Origin of the sequence: Corynebacterium uberis (genome assembly GCF_020616335.1) — a bacterium.
GTDB lineage: Bacteria > Actinomycetota > Actinomycetes > Mycobacteriales > Mycobacteriaceae > Corynebacterium > Corynebacterium uberis.
This window is the reverse complement of the sequence record NZ_CP085051.1, coordinates 1,595,349-1,616,205: the sequence shown is the minus strand read 5'-3', so window position 1 is coordinate 1,616,205 and position 20,857 is coordinate 1,595,349. Positions and strand designations below refer to the sequence as shown.

At 66.6% G+C, this 20,857-nt stretch carries 18 protein-coding genes; 14 read left to right on the top strand and 4 right to left on the bottom strand.

Features of this window, described 5'->3' with window-relative positions; all coding sequences use genetic code 11:
* Positions 1 to 21: 21 nt before the first annotated feature.
* The 3 genes from xylB to LH390_RS07470 all read left to right on the top strand — a co-directional run bounded on the left by xylB (position 22) and on the right by LH390_RS07470 (position 3,735).
* Entirely contained in the window at positions 22 to 1,434 is a 1,413-nt protein-coding gene (gene xylB, locus LH390_RS07480) for a xylulokinase (protein WP_227337361.1), read from the top strand.
* Positions 1,435 to 1,448: 14 nt separating this feature from the next.
* A complete protein-coding gene (locus tag LH390_RS07475; protein WP_227337360.1) occupies positions 1,449 to 2,903 on the top strand; it encodes a DNA polymerase IV in 1,455 nt (484 codons plus the stop codon).
* A 124-nt stretch (positions 2,904 to 3,027) separates the two neighbouring features.
* Positions 3,028 to 3,735 carry a WKL family lipoprotein gene (locus tag LH390_RS07470; RefSeq protein ID WP_227281906.1) on the top strand — a complete coding sequence of 236 codons (708 nt, stop codon included), beginning with the start codon at positions 3,028 to 3,030 and terminating at the stop codon, positions 3,733 to 3,735.
* 23 nt (positions 3,736 to 3,758) lie between these two features.
* On the opposite strand, the gene LH390_RS07465 is transcribed toward LH390_RS07470, so the two are convergent.
* Both LH390_RS07465 and LH390_RS07460 read right to left on the bottom strand, forming a co-directional pair.
* Positions 3,759 to 5,402, bottom strand: a complete 1,644-nt coding sequence (locus tag LH390_RS07465) for an ABC-F family ATP-binding cassette domain-containing protein (protein ID WP_227281907.1) — start codon at positions 5,400 to 5,402, stop codon at positions 3,759 to 3,761.
* Positions 5,403 to 5,503: 101 nt separating this feature from the next.
* Positions 5,504 to 6,553 carry a hypothetical protein gene (locus LH390_RS07460; RefSeq protein WP_227281908.1) on the bottom strand — a complete coding sequence of 350 codons (1,050 nt, stop codon included), beginning with the start codon at positions 6,551 to 6,553 and terminating at the stop codon, positions 5,504 to 5,506.
* A gap of 96 nt (positions 6,554 to 6,649) precedes the next feature.
* Between LH390_RS07460 and lspA the strand changes: the two genes are divergently transcribed.
* The 3 genes from lspA to LH390_RS07445 all read left to right on the top strand — a co-directional run bounded on the left by lspA (position 6,650) and on the right by LH390_RS07445 (position 9,059).
* The gene (gene lspA / locus LH390_RS07455) at positions 6,650 to 7,225 is read left to right on the top strand and encodes a signal peptidase II (protein WP_399524416.1); all 576 of its coding nucleotides are present in this window, start codon (positions 6,650 to 6,652) and stop codon (positions 7,223 to 7,225) included.
* A 137-nt stretch (positions 7,226 to 7,362) separates the two neighbouring features.
* A complete protein-coding gene (locus tag LH390_RS07450; RefSeq protein ID WP_227281909.1) occupies positions 7,363 to 8,286 on the top strand; it encodes an RluA family pseudouridine synthase in 924 nt (307 codons plus the stop codon).
* Positions 8,283 to 9,059 (top strand): hypothetical protein, encoded by a 777-nt coding sequence (locus tag LH390_RS07445; protein ID WP_227281910.1) that lies wholly within the window; start codon positions 8,283 to 8,285, stop codon positions 9,057 to 9,059. Before LH390_RS07450 ends, LH390_RS07445 begins: the two co-directional genes overlap by 4 nt.
* A gap of 54 nt (positions 9,060 to 9,113) precedes the next feature.
* On the opposite strand, the gene rarD is transcribed toward LH390_RS07445, so the two are convergent.
* Positions 9,114 to 10,010 carry an EamA family transporter RarD gene (gene rarD / locus LH390_RS07440; RefSeq protein WP_227281911.1) on the bottom strand — a complete coding sequence of 299 codons (897 nt, stop codon included), beginning with the start codon at positions 10,008 to 10,010 and terminating at the stop codon, positions 9,114 to 9,116.
* Positions 10,011 to 10,056: 46 nt separating this feature from the next.
* Between rarD and LH390_RS07435 the strand changes: the two genes are divergently transcribed.
* The 4 genes from LH390_RS07435 (at position 10,057) to LH390_RS07420 (ending at position 16,712) form a co-directional block, all read left to right on the top strand.
* The gene (locus LH390_RS07435; RefSeq protein WP_227281912.1) at positions 10,057 to 10,926 is read left to right on the top strand and encodes an alpha/beta hydrolase; all 870 of its coding nucleotides are present in this window, start codon (positions 10,057 to 10,059) and stop codon (positions 10,924 to 10,926) included.
* Positions 10,927 to 11,000: 74 nt separating this feature from the next.
* Positions 11,001 to 14,564 carry a DNA polymerase III subunit alpha gene (gene dnaE, locus LH390_RS07430; protein ID WP_227281913.1) on the top strand — a complete coding sequence of 1,188 codons (3,564 nt, stop codon included), beginning with the start codon at positions 11,001 to 11,003 and terminating at the stop codon, positions 14,562 to 14,564.
* A gap of 121 nt (positions 14,565 to 14,685) precedes the next feature.
* Positions 14,686 to 15,405 (top strand): type 1 glutamine amidotransferase domain-containing protein, encoded by a 720-nt coding sequence (locus LH390_RS07425; protein WP_227281914.1) that lies wholly within the window; start codon positions 14,686 to 14,688, stop codon positions 15,403 to 15,405.
* A gap of 95 nt (positions 15,406 to 15,500) precedes the next feature.
* The gene (locus tag LH390_RS07420) at positions 15,501 to 16,712 is read left to right on the top strand and encodes a cobalamin-independent methionine synthase II family protein (protein WP_227288186.1); all 1,212 of its coding nucleotides are present in this window, start codon (positions 15,501 to 15,503) and stop codon (positions 16,710 to 16,712) included.
* 3 nt (positions 16,713 to 16,715) lie between these two features.
* Here LH390_RS07420 and LH390_RS07415 read toward each other — a convergent pair whose 3' ends face one another.
* Positions 16,716 to 17,852, bottom strand: a complete 1,137-nt coding sequence (locus LH390_RS07415; RefSeq protein WP_227281916.1) for an alpha/beta hydrolase — start codon at positions 17,850 to 17,852, stop codon at positions 16,716 to 16,718.
* Between the two features lie 288 nt (positions 17,853 to 18,140).
* On the opposite strand from LH390_RS07415, the gene ilvA reads away from it, so the two are divergent.
* The 4 genes from ilvA to LH390_RS07395 are packed head-to-tail and all read left to right on the top strand — an operon-like array spanning position 18,141 to position 20,764.
* The gene (gene ilvA / locus LH390_RS07410) at positions 18,141 to 19,451 is read left to right on the top strand and encodes a threonine ammonia-lyase IlvA (protein WP_227337359.1); all 1,311 of its coding nucleotides are present in this window, start codon (positions 18,141 to 18,143) and stop codon (positions 19,449 to 19,451) included.
* 13 nt (positions 19,452 to 19,464) lie between these two features.
* The gene (locus tag LH390_RS07405) at positions 19,465 to 20,109 is read left to right on the top strand and encodes a YigZ family protein (RefSeq protein ID WP_227281918.1); all 645 of its coding nucleotides are present in this window, start codon (positions 19,465 to 19,467) and stop codon (positions 20,107 to 20,109) included.
* 10 nt (positions 20,110 to 20,119) lie between these two features.
* Positions 20,120 to 20,356 carry a hypothetical protein gene (locus tag LH390_RS07400; RefSeq protein ID WP_227281919.1) on the top strand — a complete coding sequence of 79 codons (237 nt, stop codon included), beginning with the start codon at positions 20,120 to 20,122 and terminating at the stop codon, positions 20,354 to 20,356.
* 12 nt (positions 20,357 to 20,368) lie between these two features.
* Positions 20,369 to 20,764 carry an RNA-binding S4 domain-containing protein gene (locus tag LH390_RS07395; protein ID WP_227281920.1) on the top strand — a complete coding sequence of 132 codons (396 nt, stop codon included), beginning with the start codon at positions 20,369 to 20,371 and terminating at the stop codon, positions 20,762 to 20,764.
* Positions 20,765 to 20,857: the final 93 nt, after the last annotated feature.

The window sequence follows — 20,857 nt, the reverse complement described above, 5'->3', positions numbered from 1 at the left end:
GTTAGTCAGGAGACTGTGATTGTGAGCCTCGTTCTTGGTATTGATTCCTCCACCCAGTCGTGCAAGGCGGTGCTTGTCGACGCCTCCTCCGGCACCGTCGTCACGCAGGCTCGGGCAAGTCATCCGGACGGCACCCAGGTTGACCCGCAGGCCTGGGTCGATGCCCTGGATGAGGTGTGTTCCGGCCTGATCGAGCGTGCCGATGCCGTCGCCGTGGCCGGCCAGCAGCACGGCATGGTGGCCCTCGACCGGGACGGCGCGGTGGTGCGCCCGGCGATGCTGTGGAATGACACGTCCTCGGCCCCGCAGGCGCAGGACATCGTGGCGCAGCTGGGCGGCCCGCAGGCCTGCGCTCAGGAGATCGGCTCTGTCATGGTGGCTTCCTTTACCGGCAGCAAGCTGGCGTGGCTGCGCGACAATGAGCCGGACCACGCGCAGGCGACCGCGTCGGTTGCGCTGCCCCATGACTACCTGACCTGGCAGTTGACCGGGCGAGACGAGCTGACCACCGATCACGGCGATGCCTCCGGGACCGGCTATTACTCCACCACGCAGCGCGCCTTCCTGCCGGAGTTGGCGGCGCAGTTTGTGGGCCATGACATTGCGCTGCCGCGCATCGCTGAGCCCGCCGAGGTTGTGGGCACTACCAGTGGTGGCGTGGCGGTGGCTGCGGGCACCGGTGACAATGCGGCCGCCGCGCTGGGGTTGGGCTTGCGCCCCGGCGAGGTGTGCGTGTCCATTGGCACCTCGGGGGTGGCCAGCGCCGCCGTGGCGCAGCCGGTGCACGATGGCTCCGGCCTGGTGGCCGGCTTTTGTGATGCGACGGGCGGCTACCTGCCCCTGGCGTGCACGCTCAACGGGGCACGGGTGCTCGACTTTGCGGCGCGCCTGCTCGGCGTGGATCATGCGGGCCTGTCGGAGCTGGCGCTCCAGTCGGTTCCGGGGGCGCATGGGGTGACGCTGTTGCCCTATTTTGATGGGGAGCGCACCCCCAATCGCCCCGATGCACAAGGGGTGCTCAATGGGCTGACCACGGCGACCTCCCGCGAGGACGTGGCGCGCGCGGCGGTAGAAGGGGTGGTGCATTCGCTTCGCGACGCCGTCGCGGCACTAGAGGCAGCTACCGGCGTGGAGACCACGCGTATCCTGCTCATCGGTGGCGCCGCCCGGGCGGGGGCGTTGCAGCAGGTGGCCGCGGAGATCTTCGGCGTCCCGGTGGCGGTTCCGGCCCCAGCTGAATACGTGGCCCTGGGGGCGGCCCGGCAGGCCGCCTGGGCGCTGTCGGGCAAGGATGAGCCGCCGGTGTGGGCGCGGGCGCAGGAGCTGGTGCACGAACCGGATGCGTCCGCCGCCGAGCAGGTGGCAGCCGGCCGGCAGCGCTATGACTTCCTGCGTGACGCCACCGGTCAGTGGGGACGGGTGCCGCGCGGATAGATACCCTGGTGGGTATGCAGCGTTGGGTCTTACATGTGGACATGGATGCGTTTTTCGCATCCTGCGAACAGTTGACCCGACCTACCCTGCGGGGCCGCCCGGTGCTGGTGGCGGGCGTCTCCGGGCGGGGAGTCGTCGCCGGGGCGTCCTATGAGGCGCGGCGTTTTGGGGCGCGTTCTGCCATGCCCACGCATCGCGCGATGGCGCTGGTGGGCTACGGGGCGGTGGTGGTGGCCCCGCGCAGGCCGGTGTATGCGGCGGCGTCGCAACGCGTCTTTGAGGTGGTGCAGCGGTGCGCGCCGGTGGTTGAGCAGCTCTCCATCGACGAGGCGTTTGTAGAGCCAGCCGAGCTGCTCGGTGCCGGCGTCGATGAGGTCCGGCAGTGGGCCGATGAGCTGCGCGCGCAGATCCGCAAAGAAACGGGCCTGCCGGCGTCCGTGGGGGCAGGCTCCGGCAAGCAGTACGCAAAGATCGGCTCGGGGGAGGCCAAGCCGGATGGCACGTTTGTGCTGCCCGCGGACCGCCAGCTAGAGGTGCTCCACCCGCTGCCGGTGAATAAGTTGTGGGGGGTGGGTCCGGTCACGCATGGGCGCCTGCGCTCGGCGGGGGTGGAAACAATCGGGGATTTGGCCGCGCTGACGCGCCGGGAAGTTGAGGTGCTGTTGGGGGCGACGGTGGGGGTGCAGCTGTGGGAGCTGGCGCGCGGTCACGATGATCGCCCGGTGCAGCGCCGCGCGGAGGCCAAGCAGGTCTCCGCGGAGCACACCTACCCGCAGGATTTGACCACCCGCGCGCAGGTGGATGCGGCACTGGAGCGCGCGGCCGCGGATGCGCACAGGCGCCTGACTATCGACGGCCGCGGGGCGCGCACCGTCTCCGTGAAGCTGCGGATGGCAGACTTTCACATCGAATCGCGCTCGGCGACGCTTCCCTACGCCACCGACGATGCCGCCACCCTGTCGGCCCTGGCTGCCCAGCTGGTGCGCTACCCAGCGCAGGTGGGCGCTATCCGGCTGGTTGGCGTGAGCTTTTCCGGACTGGAGACCGCCCGGCAGGATGTCTTGTTCCCAGAGCTCGACGCCGTGGTACGCCCGGCGCCGGCAGCCGACGCGGACTATGAGGTCGGGGTCTCGGGTGCGCTCATCGACGAAGAGCCGACCGTGGTAGAAGCCACCACCCACTCGCCCGCAGAGCACGCCGCCGAGCCGAGGAAGGCTACCCAGGATGTGTGGCATCCCGACTACGGCCACGGCTGGATTCAGGGCGCCGGCCATGGCGTGGTCACGGTGCGCTTTGAAACGCGATCAACCGGGCCGGGGCGAACGCTGACCTTCGACGAGAAAGATCCGCTCCTGGTGGCGGCGGACCCGCTCGACAGCCTGGATTGGGCCGATTGGCTGGCGGCCCGGGACGCCGATTGTGCTGCCGAAGTTCCCCCAGCGGAGCACCCGGCGGATGCGCAGAGTTGAAGGTGGCGGCGAAAGCCCGGGATGAGCAACATCAGTAACACGTGTAACATCATCCGGGTACGCTAGGCGTGTCATGAATGCTACGAACCCACGCTTTGAACTGGGTGAACAAATGAGGAGAACCATGAAGCTGACCAGATTCACCGCAGCCGCCGTTGCAAGCACCGCCCTCGCCTTGGGCATGGTTGCCTGCTCCGGGGATGGCTCCTCGGATTCCTCCGAGACCGCCACCTCCTCGGCGGACTCGAAGGCGCCCACCTCCGCAGCCGCCGCAGCCGCGCTGCCCGCCGCCGCGGAGCTTAATGACATTTTGACCATCGCCTCCGACCCCAACCGGCCCCTGGAGGAAAAGCTCGCCACAGTGCAGGGCGGCGAAACCGCACCCGAGCTCTTCGAGGTCATGGCCCACTCCAAGCAAGAATCTGGCGCAGACTTCCACGTGGTGGACCCGGTACTGCCGGACATGGTGCCCAACTCCGTGCTCACCACCATCATCTTTACCCGCCCCGACCAGCCTGATCAGCAGGCCGATAACGTCCGCTTTGTCTTCGAAGACAACCGCTGGAAGCTGTCCAAGGACTGGGCGTGTACCCTGGTCTCCCAGGTTGTTCCGGACCAGCTGCCGCAGATGTGCGCCGAGGTGCCGGGTATCGTCCCGCCCGCTCCCGCCCCGGCAGGCGGCCCCGAAGAGCCGGCCCCGGGCGCCCCAGAAGGTGCCCCCGGCGCTGCGGTCCCGCCCGCAGGCGGCGAGAACGCCCCGGCCGGGGATCTGCCTCCCGTCGGTGAGGTTGTCCCGGCCCCGGCGCCGCTGGATGACGCCCCGGCACAATAAGAAAACCTCGCTTCGCGCGCGCCTCAGCGGCCCTCGGGGGAGAGGGGTTCGAGGCGAACCACGCGCGAATTGCGCCGTCGCGTCCAGCGGCGGCGAATCCACCTGTCATGCGTGGCCATGATCACCGTTCCGGGGAAATCCTCAAGCGCATCTTCGAGCTCCCCGGCGAGGGCCAAAGAAAGGTGATTGGTGGGCTCATCAAGGATGAGCACGTCAGGGGGTGCGGCCACCAGGGCACCCAACGCCACACGCTGGCGCTGGCCTAGGGAGAGCTCCCGCAGCGGCATGTCTGCCTGCGCTGGCGTGAGCAACCCCAGCGCCACCAGATCCGCCTTGCCGGCGACCTGGCGGGCGCTTAAAGAAAGGTCCGGCCAGACTGTGTCCTGGCTCAACCGGCCCACGCGCACATCCTCAGCCACCCGCACCTGGCCCTGATCCGGTGCCAGGCGTCCCTCAATAACATCCAAGAGCGTGGACTTTCCGGCCCCGTTGGGCCCCACGATAAGAACGTGCTCGCCGGGCTGGACCTTCAGATGCACGGGGGCTAGCCGCCCGCGCACCCCCACCCCGCGCAGATGCACGGCAGGCTCACCCAGCGCTGCCAGCGCCGACTGCGGAGTAATCCCGGCGAAACGCAGCGGCTCCGGCGGCGCCGGTAGAGCTGCGCGCTCTAATTCCTCAAGGCGCGCCCGCGCGGAGCGCACCCGGTTGCCCACCGTCTTCGCAGCCCGATCCGCATAAAACTTCGTAGAAATCTTCGACTCGGACTTACTGGTGTCATGGTGAAAGACGTCCGCGTTGGACTGGCTGGCGCGCGACTCCAGCCGCTCGCGCAGCTGGGCCTGGGCGTTGAAGCGCTCCTTCCACAGCTGCCGGGCGCGGGCGCGCTGCTTGAGGTAGTCCGAAAAACCTCCCCCAAACGCCGCGCCCTGGCGCGGGGTGCCCTCGGCGGTGGCCGTGCCCTCCGCGGTCAGGGCCGGGTCCAAGTCCACCACGGAATCGGCGACGGTGTCCAGGAAATAGCGGTCATGGCTGGCCACCAACACGGGGCCGGAAAAGTCGCGCAGCTGCTCGCAGAGGAAATCCACGGCGGCGTCATCGAGGTGGTTGGTGGGCTCATCAAGCACCAACGCGTCCGCCGGGCGCAGCAGCGCGGTGGCGAGCGCAAAACGACGCCGCTGACCCCCAGACATGCGCCCCAAGGGGGTAGACAGCGACACGTGGGCCAGCGAAAGCCCGGCAAGCACCTCCGCGATGCGCGCATCCAGCTCCCACACCCCAGCCTCAGTGGCAAAGGACAACGCCGCATCGAACTCGGCGGTGACGTCTTGGCCCGCCGCCATGAGTGCGGACAGCTCGCTGATGCGCGACTCTACTGCGCGCAGCTCGGCGACGGCGGCGTCGATAAGCTCCCGTGCCGGAGCACTGTGCGGCAGCGCCGTCTCCTGGGCGATAAACCCCGTGACCGGCGGCCGGGTGATCGTCCCCGCATCCGGGCGATGCTCGCGGGCAATCAGCCCCAGCAAGGTGGACTTGCCGGAACCGTTTTCCCCGATCAAGCCCACCACCGCCCCGGCGGGCACGGTGAGGCTGACGTCAGTAAGAACGCGCTTGCCCGGGTAAGAAAAGCTAACCCGATCAAGCTTGAGATGATGGGGCGCAGGCATGAGAGATCTTCCTAGGCAGCGGGAAACACACAGGGGCGCGGGCCGCCCCATACCTTTTTCACCCTAGTGTGCCCGCCGCGGCCGCGCCCTGACGCCCCGTGTTAAGAGTGGTATTCCAGCGACGTTGCGGCATCCTGAACCACCCGCGTCGGGGAGCCATCATGCCCATAGACCACACGGGTGACAAAGGACACCGCACCGGAGACCGGAACCCCGCCGGCCGTATCCACCGTGAGCACCCCGCCGCCGGTGGTAGAAGAAGACAACACCTCCAGGCTGCCCGCCTTCTCATCGCCCAACGCGGCACCGATATCCAACGCTCCGATGGTCGGGCGCTGCGAAACCGAGACCTGGACCTTCACCTGGCCGTCGCGCGGGGCCTCCACGAGCGTGAAGGTCGTGGTCTGGAGCAAAGCCGACTCCCCGGTCACCCGCGCCTCCACCGTCCAGGTCGCCCCGGGCCCGATCGGCTGGTCCGGGAAGATCACCGGCATGGACAGCACCGTCATCAGCGCCTTTTCTGTTGTCGAGCGATCCTTATCGGCCGCATCAACCGGTGCAGCCATGGTGACAGATTGAACCTGCCCCGAGCGGGCCTGCACCCAGCGGGTGGCAAAGCCGGCAGCAGGCGCCCCGTCGGCGACCCGGATCTTTACCGCACGCTCCGGCGCCGGGTCCGAGGCCGCGGCGTCGCGCTCCTCATCAGTTGGCTGCACCACCTGCGTAGACAGCGGCAGGGTGACCCGCTCCACGGGGCCGGACGGCGCATCCGGGGCAGTAGCCTTGACCGCGGCCGCCTCGGCGACGTGCTGGTCCAACCCGCTGCCCACCGTGACGGTGGTCGTTCGGGGCTCGGGCTCATCGTCGCCCGTCGGGGCAGAAAAAGCCAGAACCGACTGCGGCTGGGCACCAGGCTGAGACACCGTCACCTTCGCGGCATCAACCTGCATGGCCACGGCCTGCTCCACCGCAATAGAAGACTCGCTCGACGAGCTCTGCGACTGCGAAGTATGAACAGAACAGGCGCCCATCGCGCAGATGGGCACGCATGCCACCGTGCAGGCAAGGACGCGCCAGGCGTGGCCGCGCCGGCCAGGCACGGTCAACGCGGCAAACCTGCGGCCGGTAGCGCGGGCGGAAAAACGGGGCATGGGGGGCGTAGGCAACTCGCTCACGCCTACAATCTACCGGGACTTTCCCGGGCCGCCTGCCCCACCCCGGTCGGCGATGGGGAAAGATAGGGAAGCGTGAACCAACCCGCACGCCGATACTGGCCCGCCATGTTTGCCCTCATCGTGGCCCTGGCCGCGATTGACCAGGCCGCCAAGCACGCGGTGGTTGCCCACCTCACCCCCGGGGTGCCAGTGCCCGTGGTCGGGGACTGGGCGCGCCTGCTGTTGGTGTTTAACCCCGGCGCCGCCTTCTCCATGGGGCAGGGATCTACCTGGCTTTTTACCTGTTTCCAGCTGGCGTTTCTGGTCGGCGTGATGGTGTATGCGCCCCGGGTGAAGGACCCGTGGACGGCCACCGGACTGGCGCTCATCGGCGGGGGAGCGGCCGGAAACCTGGTGGACCGCCTGACCCGCCCGCCGCAATTTTTCTTGGGCCACGTGGTGGATTTCATCTCCATCGGGCGTTTTGCGGTGTTTAATATCGCAGATGCTGCGATTACTGTGGGCGTGATTGCGTTTCTGGTGGGAATGGTGCTCCAAGAGGTGCGCGCCCGGGCAACGGATAGTCCTGACTCCCGTGCTGAGGAGCAGCCTGGAGGCCAGCCTGGGAGCCGCCCGGGAGACCATCCCGCGCAGCACCCGGAGCAGTAGCGCGCTGGAGCCGCGCAGGATCGGCACAGGATCGCAGGTCGGCGACGCAGCAGGCGAAGGCGGCCGGGTGCGCAGCCGGAGCGCCGGGCGAGTGTGGAGGATCCGCGATAGATCGATGAACCAGGAGGTGGAAGCTCATGGGCGAATGTAAGAGGCTGCCGGTGCCTGAGGGACTGGCAGGCATGCGGGTGGATGCTGCCCTGGCCAAACTTTTGGGGATTTCGCGTTCCGCAGTGGCGGACTTGGCGGAATCTGGGGCGGTTCTTGTTGACGGCCATCCCGTGGGCAAATCCGCACGGCTGATGGACGGGGCGCTGCTGGAGGTGACGCTGCCGGATCCGCGCCCGGACCTGACTCCACGCGCAGAGCAAATCGAGGGCATGGACATCCTGTATGCGGATGAAGACGTCATCGCGGTGAACAAACCCGTCGGGGTGGCGGCGCATCCGACGGTGGGCTGGGAGGGGCCGACCGTAGTCGGCGGGCTAGCCGGGGCGGGTTTCCGGATCTCCACCTCGGGCCCCCCGGAGCGCAAGGGGATTGTCCAGCGCCTGGACGTGGGGACCTCCGGGGTGATGGTCGTCGCCGCATCAGAGCGCGGCTACTCCACCCTCAAACGCGCCTTCAAGGAACGCAGCGTGGACAAGACCTACCATGCGTTGGTGCAAGGCCACCCCGACCCGTTTAGCGGCACCATCGACGCGCCCATCGGGCGCCACCCGTCCGCAGGGTGGCGCTTCGCAGTAACCACCGGCGGAAAGCCGGCGGTCACGCACTACCAGACCATTGAGGCGTTCCGGGAGGCCACCCTGCTTGAGGTGCACCTGGAAACCGGGCGCACCCACCAGATTCGGGTGCACATGGCCGCCATCAAGCACCCCTGCTGCGGCGACCCCATGTACGGTGCGGACCCAGCGCTCTCGGAGCGGCTGGGCCTGGTACGCCAGTGGTTACATGCGGTAAGACTGGGGTTTCACCATCCGGGCGACGGCCGATGGATGGAAATCACCGCCCCGTACCCCGATGATTTGCGTCATGCCTTGGAGATGATTGATCAGTGACTCAGGACCGCCCGGACTCCCAGAGGGACGCCCAGCCGGATACCCACACGGACCCACAGCGAGAAGACCTGCCGGGCAGTGAGCCCGCAGCCCAGGGGGCCGCTGCACCCGCCGCCGCACCCGCGGCAGCACCCGCCGCGCCCGAGCCCGCCGCTGCTGGAGAGCAGCCGTGGTGGCGTCACGTGCTGCCTGTCGTGGGCGTGGTGGTGCTGCTCATCGGCCTGGTTTTGGTGGCCTCGCTGGCTGATCCCGGTTCCCGCCCGGAGCGCCTCAACGGTGATTCGGTGGGCATGGCCCAAGACCAGGACATTCGTTCCTATCAGGATCATGCGGCGGCAACCCTGGCGCAGGCACCGGCTAACGAGCCCGCCTATGCGCTGGTTACGTTCGCCGCGCCGATGTCTCCCGCCGCGGCCGGCCAGGCGCTGGATTCTCTGGAGCGGGTCAGCGCGGTGGTCGTCGATGGCCTGCGCATCATCCCGCTGGTGGAGCCGGTGGCCCCGGCGACGCGCGCGGACCTCTTTGCCCGGCAGACGGCACGCCTGGAGTCCACCGCCACGGCGCCCACGGACATGGAGCTGCCCGGCGAGATCAGCTCCGTGGTGGTGCGCGATACGGGCCAGCGGCTGCGCGAGTTCAATCAGCGGGAAGAAAAGCACCTGACGGCGGTGGAGGTGCTGCCTCCGGATTGTGCGTGGGGGCAGTTTGGTATTCGTCCGGTCATCCCGGTGACCAAGGTGGGCACCCAGTGGCCCTTTGAGGGCGATCACTAAGGCGCGCCCCCTGGACTAGACCGGCTGGCTAGACCAGGGGGCTAGGCCCGTTGGCTAGGCCGCGTCCAGCGGCTGCGCCGGGTGCGGGTGCTGGTGGCGCCGGGTGTGGCGGGCGGCGCGCAGGGTGTCGGCAAGGAAGACTCCCACCGCAATCCAGATGAGCACAAAACCCACCCAGCGTTGGGTGGTGATGGTCTCATGAACCACAAACACCGCCCACAGCATCTGCAGGGTGGGGGTGAGGTACTGCAGCATCCCGATTGTTGCCAGCGGGATGGCCTTAGCCCCATAGGCGAATAGCAGCAGGGGCACCACGGTGACCACGCCGCTGCTGAGCAGCAAGGCGGCGTGACCGGCGCCGTGGGTGTGCCAGGTCGCCGCCCCGGTGGCGGTGGTCACGGCGAGCCACACCACCGCAATGGGCGCCATGCAGAGCGTTTCTGCGGCAAGCCCTGCGGTAGCGGGGACGTCGATACGCTTTTTTAGCAGCCCGTAAAGGCCGAAGGTCAGTGCCAACCCCAGCCCGATGATCGGCGGGGCGCCTCCCGCGATGGTCAGCCAGCCGACCGCAACGCCGGCGATGCCCACTGCGATGAGCTGGCCGCGGCGCAGCTGCTCTTTGAGGAACACGATCCCCAGCACCACGCTGACCAGCGGATTAATAAAGTATCCCAGCGCGGCCTCAGCCACATGCCCACCGTTGATCGCCAGCACATAGATCAGCCAATTGCCCGACACCAACAGCCCCGACAGCGCCATGAGCCCCCACATGCGTGCCGACGCCGCCCGCAGCGGCGCCCACCCGCGCGTCACCGTGAGCACCACCACCATGACCACCGCAGACCACAAAATCCGGTGCGCCAAAATCTCCAACCCATCGGCGGGCTTGAGCAACGGAAAATACGCGGGGAACAAGCCCCACAGCACATAACAGCCAACGGCGAATACCATAGCGATTGACTGTAACCCCACATTCCCGCTCTGGAAAGCACCCCCCATGGCAAGCCCGCGTGTGCACCCCCAGCTTATCGACGCCCTGGCCCGCACCCCGCACCTCGATGTCACCGATGCTGCCGCGCTCGCAGCACACCAATCCCAGCCCCGCCCGCACCCGGGCGTTACCTGCCAGATGCACCCCTACCCCGGCGGATACCTGCGCATTCACCACTCGACCACCACCGCGAACGCTGCTGCTGCGGTGCTGCTCTTTCACGGCGGCGGCTACCTCACCGGGTCCCCCTTTAGCCTCGATCCCCTGTGCGGCATGCTCGCCGCCCGGCTGGGCGTGCCCATCATCGCGGCGTCCTACCGGCTCGCCCCCCAGCACCACTATCCTGCCCAGCGCGACGACGCCGTCGCGGCCCTCCACGCCGCCTGCCAGGCCGTTGGCGTCGAGCCCCAGCGCATCATCATCGGCGGACAATCCGCGGGCGCAGGCCTGGCCGCCCGAACTACCCACCACCTGGCTGCAACCGGCCAGCCACTGCCAGCCGCGCAGTGGCTGTGGTACCCCATGCTCGACCCCCACACCACCGCCACCGCCGACTACCCCGTGTGGACGGCCCGCGACAATGAATATGCCTGGAAGGCACTGCTGGGTCCTACCTCACCTGCGGTGATGACAGCTGAACTGCGTGCCCACCCGAGCCTGCCGCAGACCTATCTTGTGGTTGGTGATGCGGACCTGTTCTACGCCGAAGACCGCGCCTACGCCCAACAGCTGGCCGCCGCAGGGGTGCCCGTCGAACTGGACATCATCCCCGGCGGGGTGCACGACTGTGACAACGTCGCGCCGCAGGCCCCAGTGGTGGTGGCGGCGATGGAGCGCGCAGTGGCGTGGCTGGTCGGCTGCCTCGGCCAGGCGTAGCCGATTATTGGCTGCGTATGAGGGCAGTGACAAGCCGAGTGGGGTGACTTGCGCGGGCCGATAGAATGTCGGCCATGGCCAAGAAGTCCTCGTTCGTCCACCTGCACAACCACACCGAGTACTCCATGCTCGACGGCATGGCCAAGGTGGACATGCTTGCCGAGGAAGTCCAGCGCCAAGACATGCCCGCCGTGGGCATCACAGACCACGGCAACATGTTTGGTTCCAACGCCTTCTACCGCAAAATGGTCTCCTCCGGCATCAAGCCGATCATTGGCATCGAAGCCTACATGGCACCCGAGTCGCGGTTTAACAAAAACCGCGTGCGCTGGGGTGAGCCCTACCAAAAGTCAGACGATGTCTCCGCCTCCGGCGCCTACCTGCACCAGACCATGCTGGCAGAAAACGCCACGGGCCTGCGCAACCTGTTCTTCCTGTCCTCCATGGCCTCCTATGAAGGCCAGCTGGGCAAGTGGCCACGCATGGACGCAGACCTGGTCGCCGAGCACGCGGACGGCGTCATCGCCACCACCGGGTGCCCCTCAGGCGACGTGCAAACGCGCCTGCGGCTCGGGCAATTTGATAAGGCCCTCGAAGCGGCAGCCATGTGGCAAGACATCTACGGCAAGGACAACTACTTCCTCGAGCTGATGGACCACGGCCTGGACATTGAAACCCGGGTGCGCTCCGAACTTTTAGAAATCGGCCAAAAGCTCAACCTGCCGCCCCTGGTGACCAATGACTGCCACTACGTCCTAGAAAGCCAGGCCAAGCCCCACGAGGCCATGCTGTGCGTGCAAACCGGCAAGACCCTGCACGACCCGGACCGTTTCAAGTTCGGCGGCACCGGCTACTACATCAAGTCCGCCGCCCAGATGCGCGAACTGTGGGATGACCTGGTGCCCGATGGGTGCGATAACACCCTGTGGATCGCCGAGCGGGTAGGGGACTACTCCGAGCTGTGGGAGGAACACCCCCATGACCGGATGCCCATCGCCGACGTGCCGGAAGGCGAAACCCCCACCTCCTGGCTGACCCATGAGGTCATGGAGGGGCTCAAAGCGCGTTTCCCGGACTCGCCGGTCCCACAGGAATACCTCGACCGCGCCCAATATGAGATCTCCGTCATTGACATGAAGGGCTACCCCTCCTACTTCCTCATCGTCGCGGAGCTGATCAAACACGCGCGAAAGGTGGGCATTCGTGTTGGGCCGGGCCGTGGTTCCGCCGCCGGTGCCCTGGTGGCCTACGCGTTGACCATTACCAACATTGATCCCATCGAGCATGACCTGCTCTTCGAGCGCTTCTTGAACCCCGAGCGCCCGTCTGCCCCCGATATTGATATTGACTTTGATGATCGCCGCCGCGGCGAGATGATCCGCTACGCCGCCCAGCGCTGGGGAGAGGACAAGATCGCGCAGGTCATCACCTTTGGCACGGTGAAAACCAAGCAGGCCATCAAGGACTCCGCCCGCGTGCAGTTCGGCCAGCCCGGCTACCAAATCGCCGACCGCATCACCAAGGCCCTGCCGCCGGCCATCATGGCCAAGGACATTCCGCTGTCCGGCATCACAGATTCCTCCCACCCCCGCTACGCGGAGGCCGGGGAGGTGCGTAGCCTCATTGAGTCGGACCCGGACGTCAAGCAGATCTATGAAACCGCCCGCGGGCTTGAGGGTGTGGTCCGCCAGGCCGGCGTGCACGCCTGCGCGGTGATTATGGCGTCGGTCCCGCTGCTCGAGCACATCCCCATGTGGAAGCGCGCTGCCGACGGCGCGCTGATCACCGGCTGGGACTACCCGGCGTGCGAGGCCATCGGCCTGCTGAAGATGGACTTCCTGGGCCTGCGCAACCTCACCGTCATCGGCGATGCGATTGACAACATCAAGCACAACCGGGGCGAAGACGTCCACCTGGAGACCCTGTCCACCGAGGACGAAGCCGTCTACGAGCTGCTGGGTCGCGGCGACACCCTGGGCGTGTTCCAGCTGGATAGTGGCGGCATGCAAGAACTGCTCAAGCGCATGCAACCGACCGGGTTTAAGGACATTGTTGCCTCCCTGGCGCTCTACCGACCCGGCCCCATGGGCGTGAACGCCCACTGGGACTACGCGGACCGCAAAAACGGCCGCAAGCCCATTACCCCCATCCACCCGGAGCTAGAAGAGCCGCTGCGCGAGATTCTTGATGAGACCTACGGCCTCATCGTCTACCAAGAGCAGATCATGCGTATCTCCCAAAAGGTGGCCAACTACACCGCCGGTGAAGCCGATAACTTCCGTAAGGCCATGGGTAAGAAGAAGCCCGAGGTGCTGGCCAAGCAGTATGAGAAATTCGCCGGAGGCATGAAGGACAACGGCTACTCCAAGGACGCCGTGGACGCCCTGTGGGGCACCATCGAGCCCTTTGCCTCCTACGCGTTTAACAAGTCACACGCGGCCGGCTACGGCCTGGTGTCCTTCTGGACGGCCTACCTCAAAGCCCACTACGCCCCGGAATACATGGCCGCGCTGTTGTCCTCGGTGGCGGACAAGAAGGATAAGTCCGCGATTTACCTGTCGGATTGCCGGCACCTGGGCATTCGGGTGCTCTCCCCAGACGTCAACTCCTCATACAACGACTTCATGGCCGTCGGCGAGGACATCCGCTTTGGTCTGGGTGCTATCCGCAACGTGGGCCAGGAAGTGGTGGACTCCATCGTGGCCACCCGGGAAGCCAAGGGTGATTTCAAGGACTTTGGCGACTATTTGGAAAAGATTGACCTGCTGCCGTGCTCGAAGCGGATTACTGAATCGCTGATTATGGCGGGGGCATTCGATTCCTTGGACCACCCGCGCAAGGGCCTTCAGCTCATCCATGAAGACGCGGTGGATTCCGTCACTGCCACCAAGAAGGCGGCGGATAAGGGCCAGTTTGACCTCTTTGCGGGATTGGCCGGGGACGGCGACGAGGCGGTGGATAACGTCTTTGCCATTGAGGTTCCGGATATGGAATGGGACCGCAAGCACAAGTTGGCCCTCGAGCGGGAGATGCTGGGCCTGTACGTCTCGGGCCACCCCCTCGACGGCTATGAGCAGGCCCTGGATGCGCAGACGGATACCCAGCTGACCACCCTGCTTGGCGGGGAGGCTCGCCACGGCCAGGAGGTGACCATCGGAGGCATCATTTCCGGGGTGGACCGGAGGTTCTCTAAGAAGGATGGGTCACCGTGGGCAATTGTCACCGTCGAAGACCACAATGGTGCCTCCATCGATTTGCTTGTGTTTAACAAGGTCTATGCGTTGGTCAGTGCGCAAATTGTGGAAGACAATATCATTTTGGCAAAGGCGCATGTGTCCATCCGCGATGACCGGATGAGCCTGTTTTGCGATGATTTGCGCGTCCCGGACTTGGGCCCCGGCAGCGCCAGTGGCTTGCCCTTGCGCCTGACTATGCGCACCGACCAGTGCACCCCGGAGACAATCGCTCGCCTCAAGGAGGTCCTGCTGGCTAACCATGGGGATTCGGATGTCTACCTCAACTTAGTGTGCGGCGAGGATTCCGCGTTGGTGGTCCTGGGCGAGCACCTGCGGGTCAACCGGGATGCGTCCCTGATGGGGGATCTCAAAGCAACCATGGGAACGGGTATTTTGGGCTAAAAATGGACCGGCGCTGCCCCTGGGGGCCGGAAAGGCACTAGGCGAGTGACTGAAGTTCGCTCGACGCCCGCCCCCCAGGGCCGTGAGCTCCGGTTGGTGGCGCGGTGTTCAAGGAGACCTCATGGCTGGGCAATTGCGGGCGTTGTTTGTTCTTTCCGGAGCTGATCGGTGGACGTTGCGTGAAGGGGAGGTTCACCCCTCGGGCGTGTGGGCGGAAGAGGTGGCTGTTCCTTTTCGCCTGATGGAGTCGGCGGGATGGTCGGTGACGGTGGCCACCCCGGGTGGGGTGGAGCCCACGATCGATCAGGCGAGTCTGGGCGTGACCGCGGCGACGCCCTGGAAGCTGCGGAACATCCGCGCGCAGCTGGAACGCATGCGCGATGTGCTGGCGCGCCCGATGGCGCTTGTCGACGCCGCCTCCCGCAGCGATGACTTTGACCTCATCTTCTACCCCGGGGGTCACGGCCCGATGGAGGACCTGGCCTATGACGATGTCTCGGGGGCGCTGCTTGCCCACCGGCTGATTTCTGGGCGTGCCCTGGCGCTGATCTGCCACGGCCCGGCCGCGGTGCTGGCCGCACGCAGGTCCGATGGCTCCAACGTCTTTGCGGGCCGTGAGATGACGGGGCTGTCTAACCGCGAGGAGCTGCTCAACCCCTTTTCCCGGCGTGCGCGCTGGCTGTTGGAAGATGAGCTGGTGGCCGCGGGCATCAGCTACCGCAAGGGGCTGCCGCTGCTGCCGCACGTGGTGGTGGACGGCAACCTGTATACGGGGCAGAATCCGCAGTCGTCCCAGGCTTTGGCGGATACCCTGATTCGGGATCTGGCGGGGCGCGCATAACCCCAGGTGAGGGGCTACGAATAAAAAGCGCCAAAATGAACAGTGCTGTCTACTATGCTGGTGGAGGTCCATCGCTAGTAGAAAGTAGGAAGCAAGTGCCCAACGATCACATCCTGACCACCCACGTCGGTTCCCTGCCGCGTACACCTGAGCTGCTGGAGGCCAACCTGCGCCGCGCAGCCGGGGAGATCGCCGAGGAGGAGTTCTTCTCTATCCTCCAGGCCAGCGTCGATGCGGTGGTCAAGCGCCAGGTGGACCTGGGCATTGACATTGTCAATGAGGGCGAATACGGCCACGTGACCTCCGGCGCGGTGGACTACGGCGCCTGGTGGAACTACATTTTCTCCCGCCTCGGCGGCCTGACCATGACCGAGGAGGACCGCTGGGCCAACCAGGAAGTGGTGCGCTCCACCCCCGGCAACATTGCCCTGACCTCCTTCCAGGACCGCCGCGACCGCCAGCTGTTCTCCGAGGCCTATGAGGACCCGGACTCCGGCATTTTCACCGGCCGCGCCAAGGTGGGCAACCCCAAGTTCACCGGGCCGATTACCTATATTGGCGGCGATGAGGTGGCCACGGATGCCCGGCTGTTAACGCACGCCCTGACCAACGCCGGCTCCAGCCCGAGCAACGGCTTCATCGCGGCGATTTCCCCCGGCGCCGCGGCCCGCCTCAAGGACGAGTACTACCACGACGACACCGCCGTGGTTCAGGCCTGCGCGGACGCGCTCCACCACGAATACAAGGCGATCACGGACGCGGGGTTGACCGTGCAGCTTGACGCCCCGGACCTGGCTGAGGCGTGGGATCAGATCAACCCGGAGCCGAGCGTCGAGGACTATTGCGCCTGGCTGCGCATCCGCATCGACGCGATTAACTCTGCGCTCAAGGGCCTGCCCCGCGAACAGACCCGCCTGCACATCTGCTGGGGTTCCTGGCATGGCCCGCACACCACGGATGTGCCCTTCGAGGCGATTATTGAGGAGATCCTGCGTGCGCAGGTTGGCGGCTTCTCCTTCGAGGGTGCCTCCCCACGCCATGCCCACGAGTGGCGCGTGTGGCGCGATCACGCCCTGCCGGAGGGCACGGTCATCTACCCGGGCGTGGTCTCGCACTCGATGAACGCCGTGGAGCACCCGCAGGTCATTGCGGACCGCATTGTCACCTTCGCGGAGCTGGTTGGTCCGCAGCGCGTGATCGCCTCTACTGACTGTGGGCTGGGCGGACGCCTGCACCACCAGATCGCGTGGGCGAAGCTGGAGGCGCTGGTGGAGGGCGCCCGCCTGGCCAGCAAGCAGCTGTTCTAGCGCCTAGACGTTGGCGCGCTCCACCCGCAGCAGCTCGCTGTCGCTGGCCAGCCCGTCGCCTTCAAAGACGGCGGTGGACCGGGGCGAGTGGGTGCGGTTGTATTCCGCGAACGCCATGATCAGGGAGCCGTAGACGTTGCGGTCGGTGGGGTCAAAGAAGGTGCCGTGGAAGGCGCCATCGATGACTGACCACCACTTCGGCCCGGTGGCCCGGTCCCACAGGAGCCGCGACAGCGGGTGGGGGACCAGGGACTCGTTTTCAGCCGCCAGGATCAACAGCGGCTTGTCGGTGGCGGGGGAGGCGAGCCCAAAGTCGGCCGGCCCGGGGTTGACGCCCACCACTCCGGCGACCTTGAAGTCGCCGGCGCCGGCCTGGGAGACCGCCTGCTCGATGGTGTTGGCCACGCGGATGACGGATCCACCGCCGGCGGAGTGTCCCACCAGGATGGTCTGGGAGGTATCGATCAGCCCGTGGAGGGGGTGCTGCGGGTTGGCGTTGGCCTCAATGGCCCCGGCGGCCGCGGCCTCAACCTGGCCACCGAGCCAGTTGGTGAAGTTGTAGCCAATGGCCACCACGTAGCCGTGCGAGGCGTAGAAGGACGCCTGGGGGGTGATGTTGCCGGGCTCGGATCCGATGCCGGGGCTCATGACCACCAGCGGCGCGGGGCCGGCCGCGGCGTTGAGGTCAGCGGGGTAGACGAACTGGTAGCCGAAGGGGCTTTCCGGACCTGAGGGGAACGTCCCGGAGCACTGCACGGGCGCGTTGGTTCCCTGCGCGAAGTGGGTGCCAAAGTTGTAGAGGGAGAAAAATAGGTCGGAGCAGGTGCGGATCTGGTTGGTGTAGGCCACGGGGTGGGGTCCGGGTGCGCCGAATTCCTTCCGGATTGCGCCTGCCTCATGGGAGTAGGGGGCGGTGAGCAGGACTCCGGTGACGCCCTGCTGTGAGGATCCCTCGGAGGCGGGAACGCCGATGTTGTGCGGCAGGTTGGGCAGGTCGGTGGGAAGTCCGATGCTGTAGGGGTCGACGGGCAGGGGTGCTGACAGTTCCTCGGCCAGCGCGGGCGTGGCGGCGAGGATCATGCTGGCTGTCATGGCGGCGGCAAGGGTGCGGCGGGTTGCGCGCCGGGTCAGTGCGGTCATGGTGGTGCGGTCCTTTCCAACGGTGTGTGGGTTCGCTGTCGCCGAAGAAAGGTGGGCGGCGCGGACTCAAGTGACGTGGTGCACTCATTGTATAAGTCAATTAGCCGGTAAGGCTAGAAGTACAGCGGAGAAATTCTTTGGTTCACCCCAATTGTGGGGTAACTAGCAGAGGGGCGGGAAGGAAAACCCGCACCGGATACGGTCGCCCTGTGGGAAATGGGGCGTCGATAAGCGCAGGGCCGGTGCGCGCGCAGGCGGGAAGCGTGGAGAGTACTACTATGTATCCCCATGACTGATTCCGCTTCCGTCCGTAGTTCCGTGTCTCCGCTCACGCCGGCGGTCAGCGCCATTCGCGCCGCTGACATCCAGCTGGCGCAGGCACGAATTTCTACTGCCATCGCACAGACGCCGCTGCAGTATTGCCCGCGGCTGTCTGAGGCGACGGGGGCGGAGATCTACCTCAAGCGCGAAGACCTCCAGGACGTGCGCTCCTACAAGATCCGCGGCGCCTTCAACGCGGTCAGCCAGCTCAACCAGGAGGAGCGCGCGGCGGGGATCGTCGCGGCGTCGGCAGGCAACCATGCGCAGGGCGTGGCCTATGCGTGCAAGGCGCTGGGGATTAAGGCGCGGATCTTCGTGCCGGAACCCACGCCCCAGCAGAAGCGGGACCGCATCCTTGTCCACGGCGGTGAGATGGTGGACCTGGTGGTCACCGGGGCAACGTTTGATGACGCCGCCGCAGCCGCCCGCGCGGATGCCGCCGAGCGTGGGGCCGTGGTGGTGGAGCCCTTCAACTCCGCGGCGACGATCGTGGGACAGGGCACCGTGGCCGCAGAGGTCATCAGCCAGCTCACGGCGCTGGGGCGCGCGGTGGATACGGTGATCGTGCCCGTCGGCGGCGCGGGCCTGCTGTCCGGGGTCTTAAGCTATGTGGCGGACATGTCGCCGGCGACGCAGGTCATTGGCGTGGAGCCGAGTGGTGCGGCCTCCCTGACCGCGGCGCTGGAGCATGGCGGCCCGGTCACCCTCGAGCACGTTGACCCGTTTGTTGATGGCGCGTCGGTCAAGCGCATCGGTGACGTCAACTGGTCCGTAGTCGAGCGCAACCAGGATCGCCTGGACGTGATGAGTGTCTCCGAAGGCGCCGTCTGCACCTCCATGCTCGAGCTGTACCAAAACGAGGGGATCATTGCCGAACCCGCGGGCGCGCTGTCCGTCACCGCGCTGAGTCAGCGCACCTTCCGGCCCGGAGAGATCGTCGTGTGCATCATCTCCGGGGGCAACAATGACGTCCTGCGCTACAACGAGGTCATGGAACGCTCCCTGGTCGACCGGGGGCTCAAGCACTACTTCCTGGTCAACTTCATGCAAAAGCCAGGCCAGCTGCGCGCATTCGTCTCCGATGTGCTGGGCCCCAACGATGACATCACCCGCTTTGAATACCTCAAGCGCAACGACCGGGAGACCGGCGCCGCCCTGGTGGGCATCCAACTTGGCAACGCCGCGGACCTCGAGGGCCTGCTCACCCGCATGGAGGACATCGACTTCGACTGCCAGCAGCTCCACCCCGGCACCCCCGAGTACGGATTCCTGATCTAGCCCCAGGCCCGCCATGGACTGCGACACCGCCTACCGGCTGCCCCAGGCCGGAACCACGTGGAGCCACGAGCTAGAGATCAAGCGATCCCGCTTCCTCACCTACATCCGCCGCGTCAGCGATGAGCGCTCCGCCCGCGCGTTCCTCGACGAGGTGCGCGCCCAGCACCCGACGGCACGCCACCATTGCAGCGCCTACATCTACCATGTGCCCGCAGCCCAGCCCGTCGAACGCTCCTCCGACGACGGCGAGCCCTCCGGCACCGCCGGGCGCCCCATGCTCGAACAGCTTCGCGGCTCCGGCATGCTCGACATCGCGGCGGTGGTGGTGCGCTACTTCGGCGGCATCAAGCTCGGCGCCGGCGGGCTCGTGCACGCCTACTCCAATTCCGTGGGCGAGACCCTTCCGCTCGTCGCGCAGGTCGAGCGCGCCAGGCAGGAGATCTACACCGTGGAGCTGAGCCACAGCGACGCGGGCCGCCACCTCGCCGAAGTGCGCCAACGCGGCATCTCGCTTCTCGACGTCTCCTACGCCGCGCAAGTCACCGCAACCCTGGGGTGCGTCCCGGGAGGCAGGCCGCAACTCGACGCCGCGCTGGCGGCCATCACGGGCGGGAAGGCCCGCCTGCAGGCCGCTGGCGAGGACTGGGTGGAACGCTAGACTGTTGGCCATGACCATCCAGTCCCAGCCCAACAATCCCATCGTCGCACGCAAACAAGAGGTCCGCCGATTGGCACGCAACGGCGTAATCACCGCCGGCGTCGGGGTGGTCGGCGGACTAGCCCTCGGGCTCCTGAGCCACCACCTGCTGGTCTGGCTGGTACTCGGGCTCATCGTCGCAGTGGTCGGGGGCGGCTACAACTGGCTGCGTATCCAGCGCATTGTCAACCACAAGGACGCCTACTAGGCGGCGCCCATCATGGTTTCCCAGACAAACCTGCCCGGCAGCGAGCCGGTGCGCATCGACGCCTGGGTGTGGGCGGTGCGCCTGCTGAAAACCCGATCCGAAGCCGCGGACGCCTGCCGCGCCGGGCACATCAAAATCAATGGGATGGCGGTTAAACCTTCTCAACAGGTCGTTCCCGGCGATCGTGTGCGGGTGTGGGCCCACCACCGCGAAAAGGACGTCGAGGTCACCGCCACGGTGCGCCGCCGCGTGGGCGCTGCCATTGCACAAACCTGCTACCTCGACCACACTCCGCCGCCACCCCCGCGGGAGATGTACGCCGCGGCCCCCGTGCGTGATCGCGGTGCCGGGCGGCCGACAAAAAAGGAGCGCCGGCAGCTCGACAGGCTGCTGGGGCGCTCGGAGTGACTAACCCTCGATGTGCAACAGGTTGGCAATCTGCTCAGCGATTGCCAGCCCCCACACGTGAATGAAGTCGGTCAATTGGTCAAGGATGGTAGA

What these genes read in the sequence shown, in the direction of transcription:
- LH390_RS07475 (WP_227337360.1), top strand. Translation starts at nt 1,449, where the DNA reads ATGCAGCGTTGGGTCTTACATGTGGACATGGATGCGTTTTTCGCATCC.
- LH390_RS07470 (WP_227281906.1), top strand. Translation starts at nt 3,028, where the DNA reads ATGAAGCTGACCAGATTCACCGCAGCCGCCGTTGCAAGCACCGCCCTC.
- LH390_RS07465 (WP_227281907.1), bottom strand. Translation starts at nt 5,402, where the DNA reads ATGCCTGCGCCCCATCATCTCAAGCTTGATCGGGTTAGCTTTTCTTAC.
- LH390_RS07460 (WP_227281908.1), bottom strand. Translation starts at nt 6,553, where the DNA reads ATGCCCCGTTTTTCCGCCCGCGCTACCGGCCGCAGGTTTGCCGCGTTG.
- LH390_RS07450 (WP_227281909.1), top strand. Translation starts at nt 7,363, where the DNA reads ATGGGCGAATGTAAGAGGCTGCCGGTGCCTGAGGGACTGGCAGGCATG.
- rarD (WP_227281911.1), bottom strand. Translation starts at nt 10,010, where the DNA reads ATGGTATTCGCCGTTGGCTGTTATGTGCTGTGGGGCTTGTTCCCCGCG.
- LH390_RS07435 (WP_227281912.1), top strand. Translation starts at nt 10,057, where the DNA reads ATGGCAAGCCCGCGTGTGCACCCCCAGCTTATCGACGCCCTGGCCCGC.
- dnaE (WP_227281913.1), top strand. Translation starts at nt 11,001, where the DNA reads ATGGCCAAGAAGTCCTCGTTCGTCCACCTGCACAACCACACCGAGTAC.
- LH390_RS07425 (WP_227281914.1), top strand. Translation starts at nt 14,686, where the DNA reads ATGGCTGGGCAATTGCGGGCGTTGTTTGTTCTTTCCGGAGCTGATCGG.
- LH390_RS07415 (WP_227281916.1), bottom strand. Translation starts at nt 17,852, where the DNA reads ATGACCGCACTGACCCGGCGCGCAACCCGCCGCACCCTTGCCGCCGCC.
- ilvA (WP_227337359.1), top strand. Translation starts at nt 18,141, where the DNA reads ATGACTGATTCCGCTTCCGTCCGTAGTTCCGTGTCTCCGCTCACGCCG.
- LH390_RS07405 (WP_227281918.1), top strand. Translation starts at nt 19,465, where the DNA reads ATGGACTGCGACACCGCCTACCGGCTGCCCCAGGCCGGAACCACGTGG.
- LH390_RS07400 (WP_227281919.1), top strand. Translation starts at nt 20,120, where the DNA reads ATGACCATCCAGTCCCAGCCCAACAATCCCATCGTCGCACGCAAACAA.
- LH390_RS07395 (WP_227281920.1), top strand. Translation starts at nt 20,369, where the DNA reads ATGGTTTCCCAGACAAACCTGCCCGGCAGCGAGCCGGTGCGCATCGAC.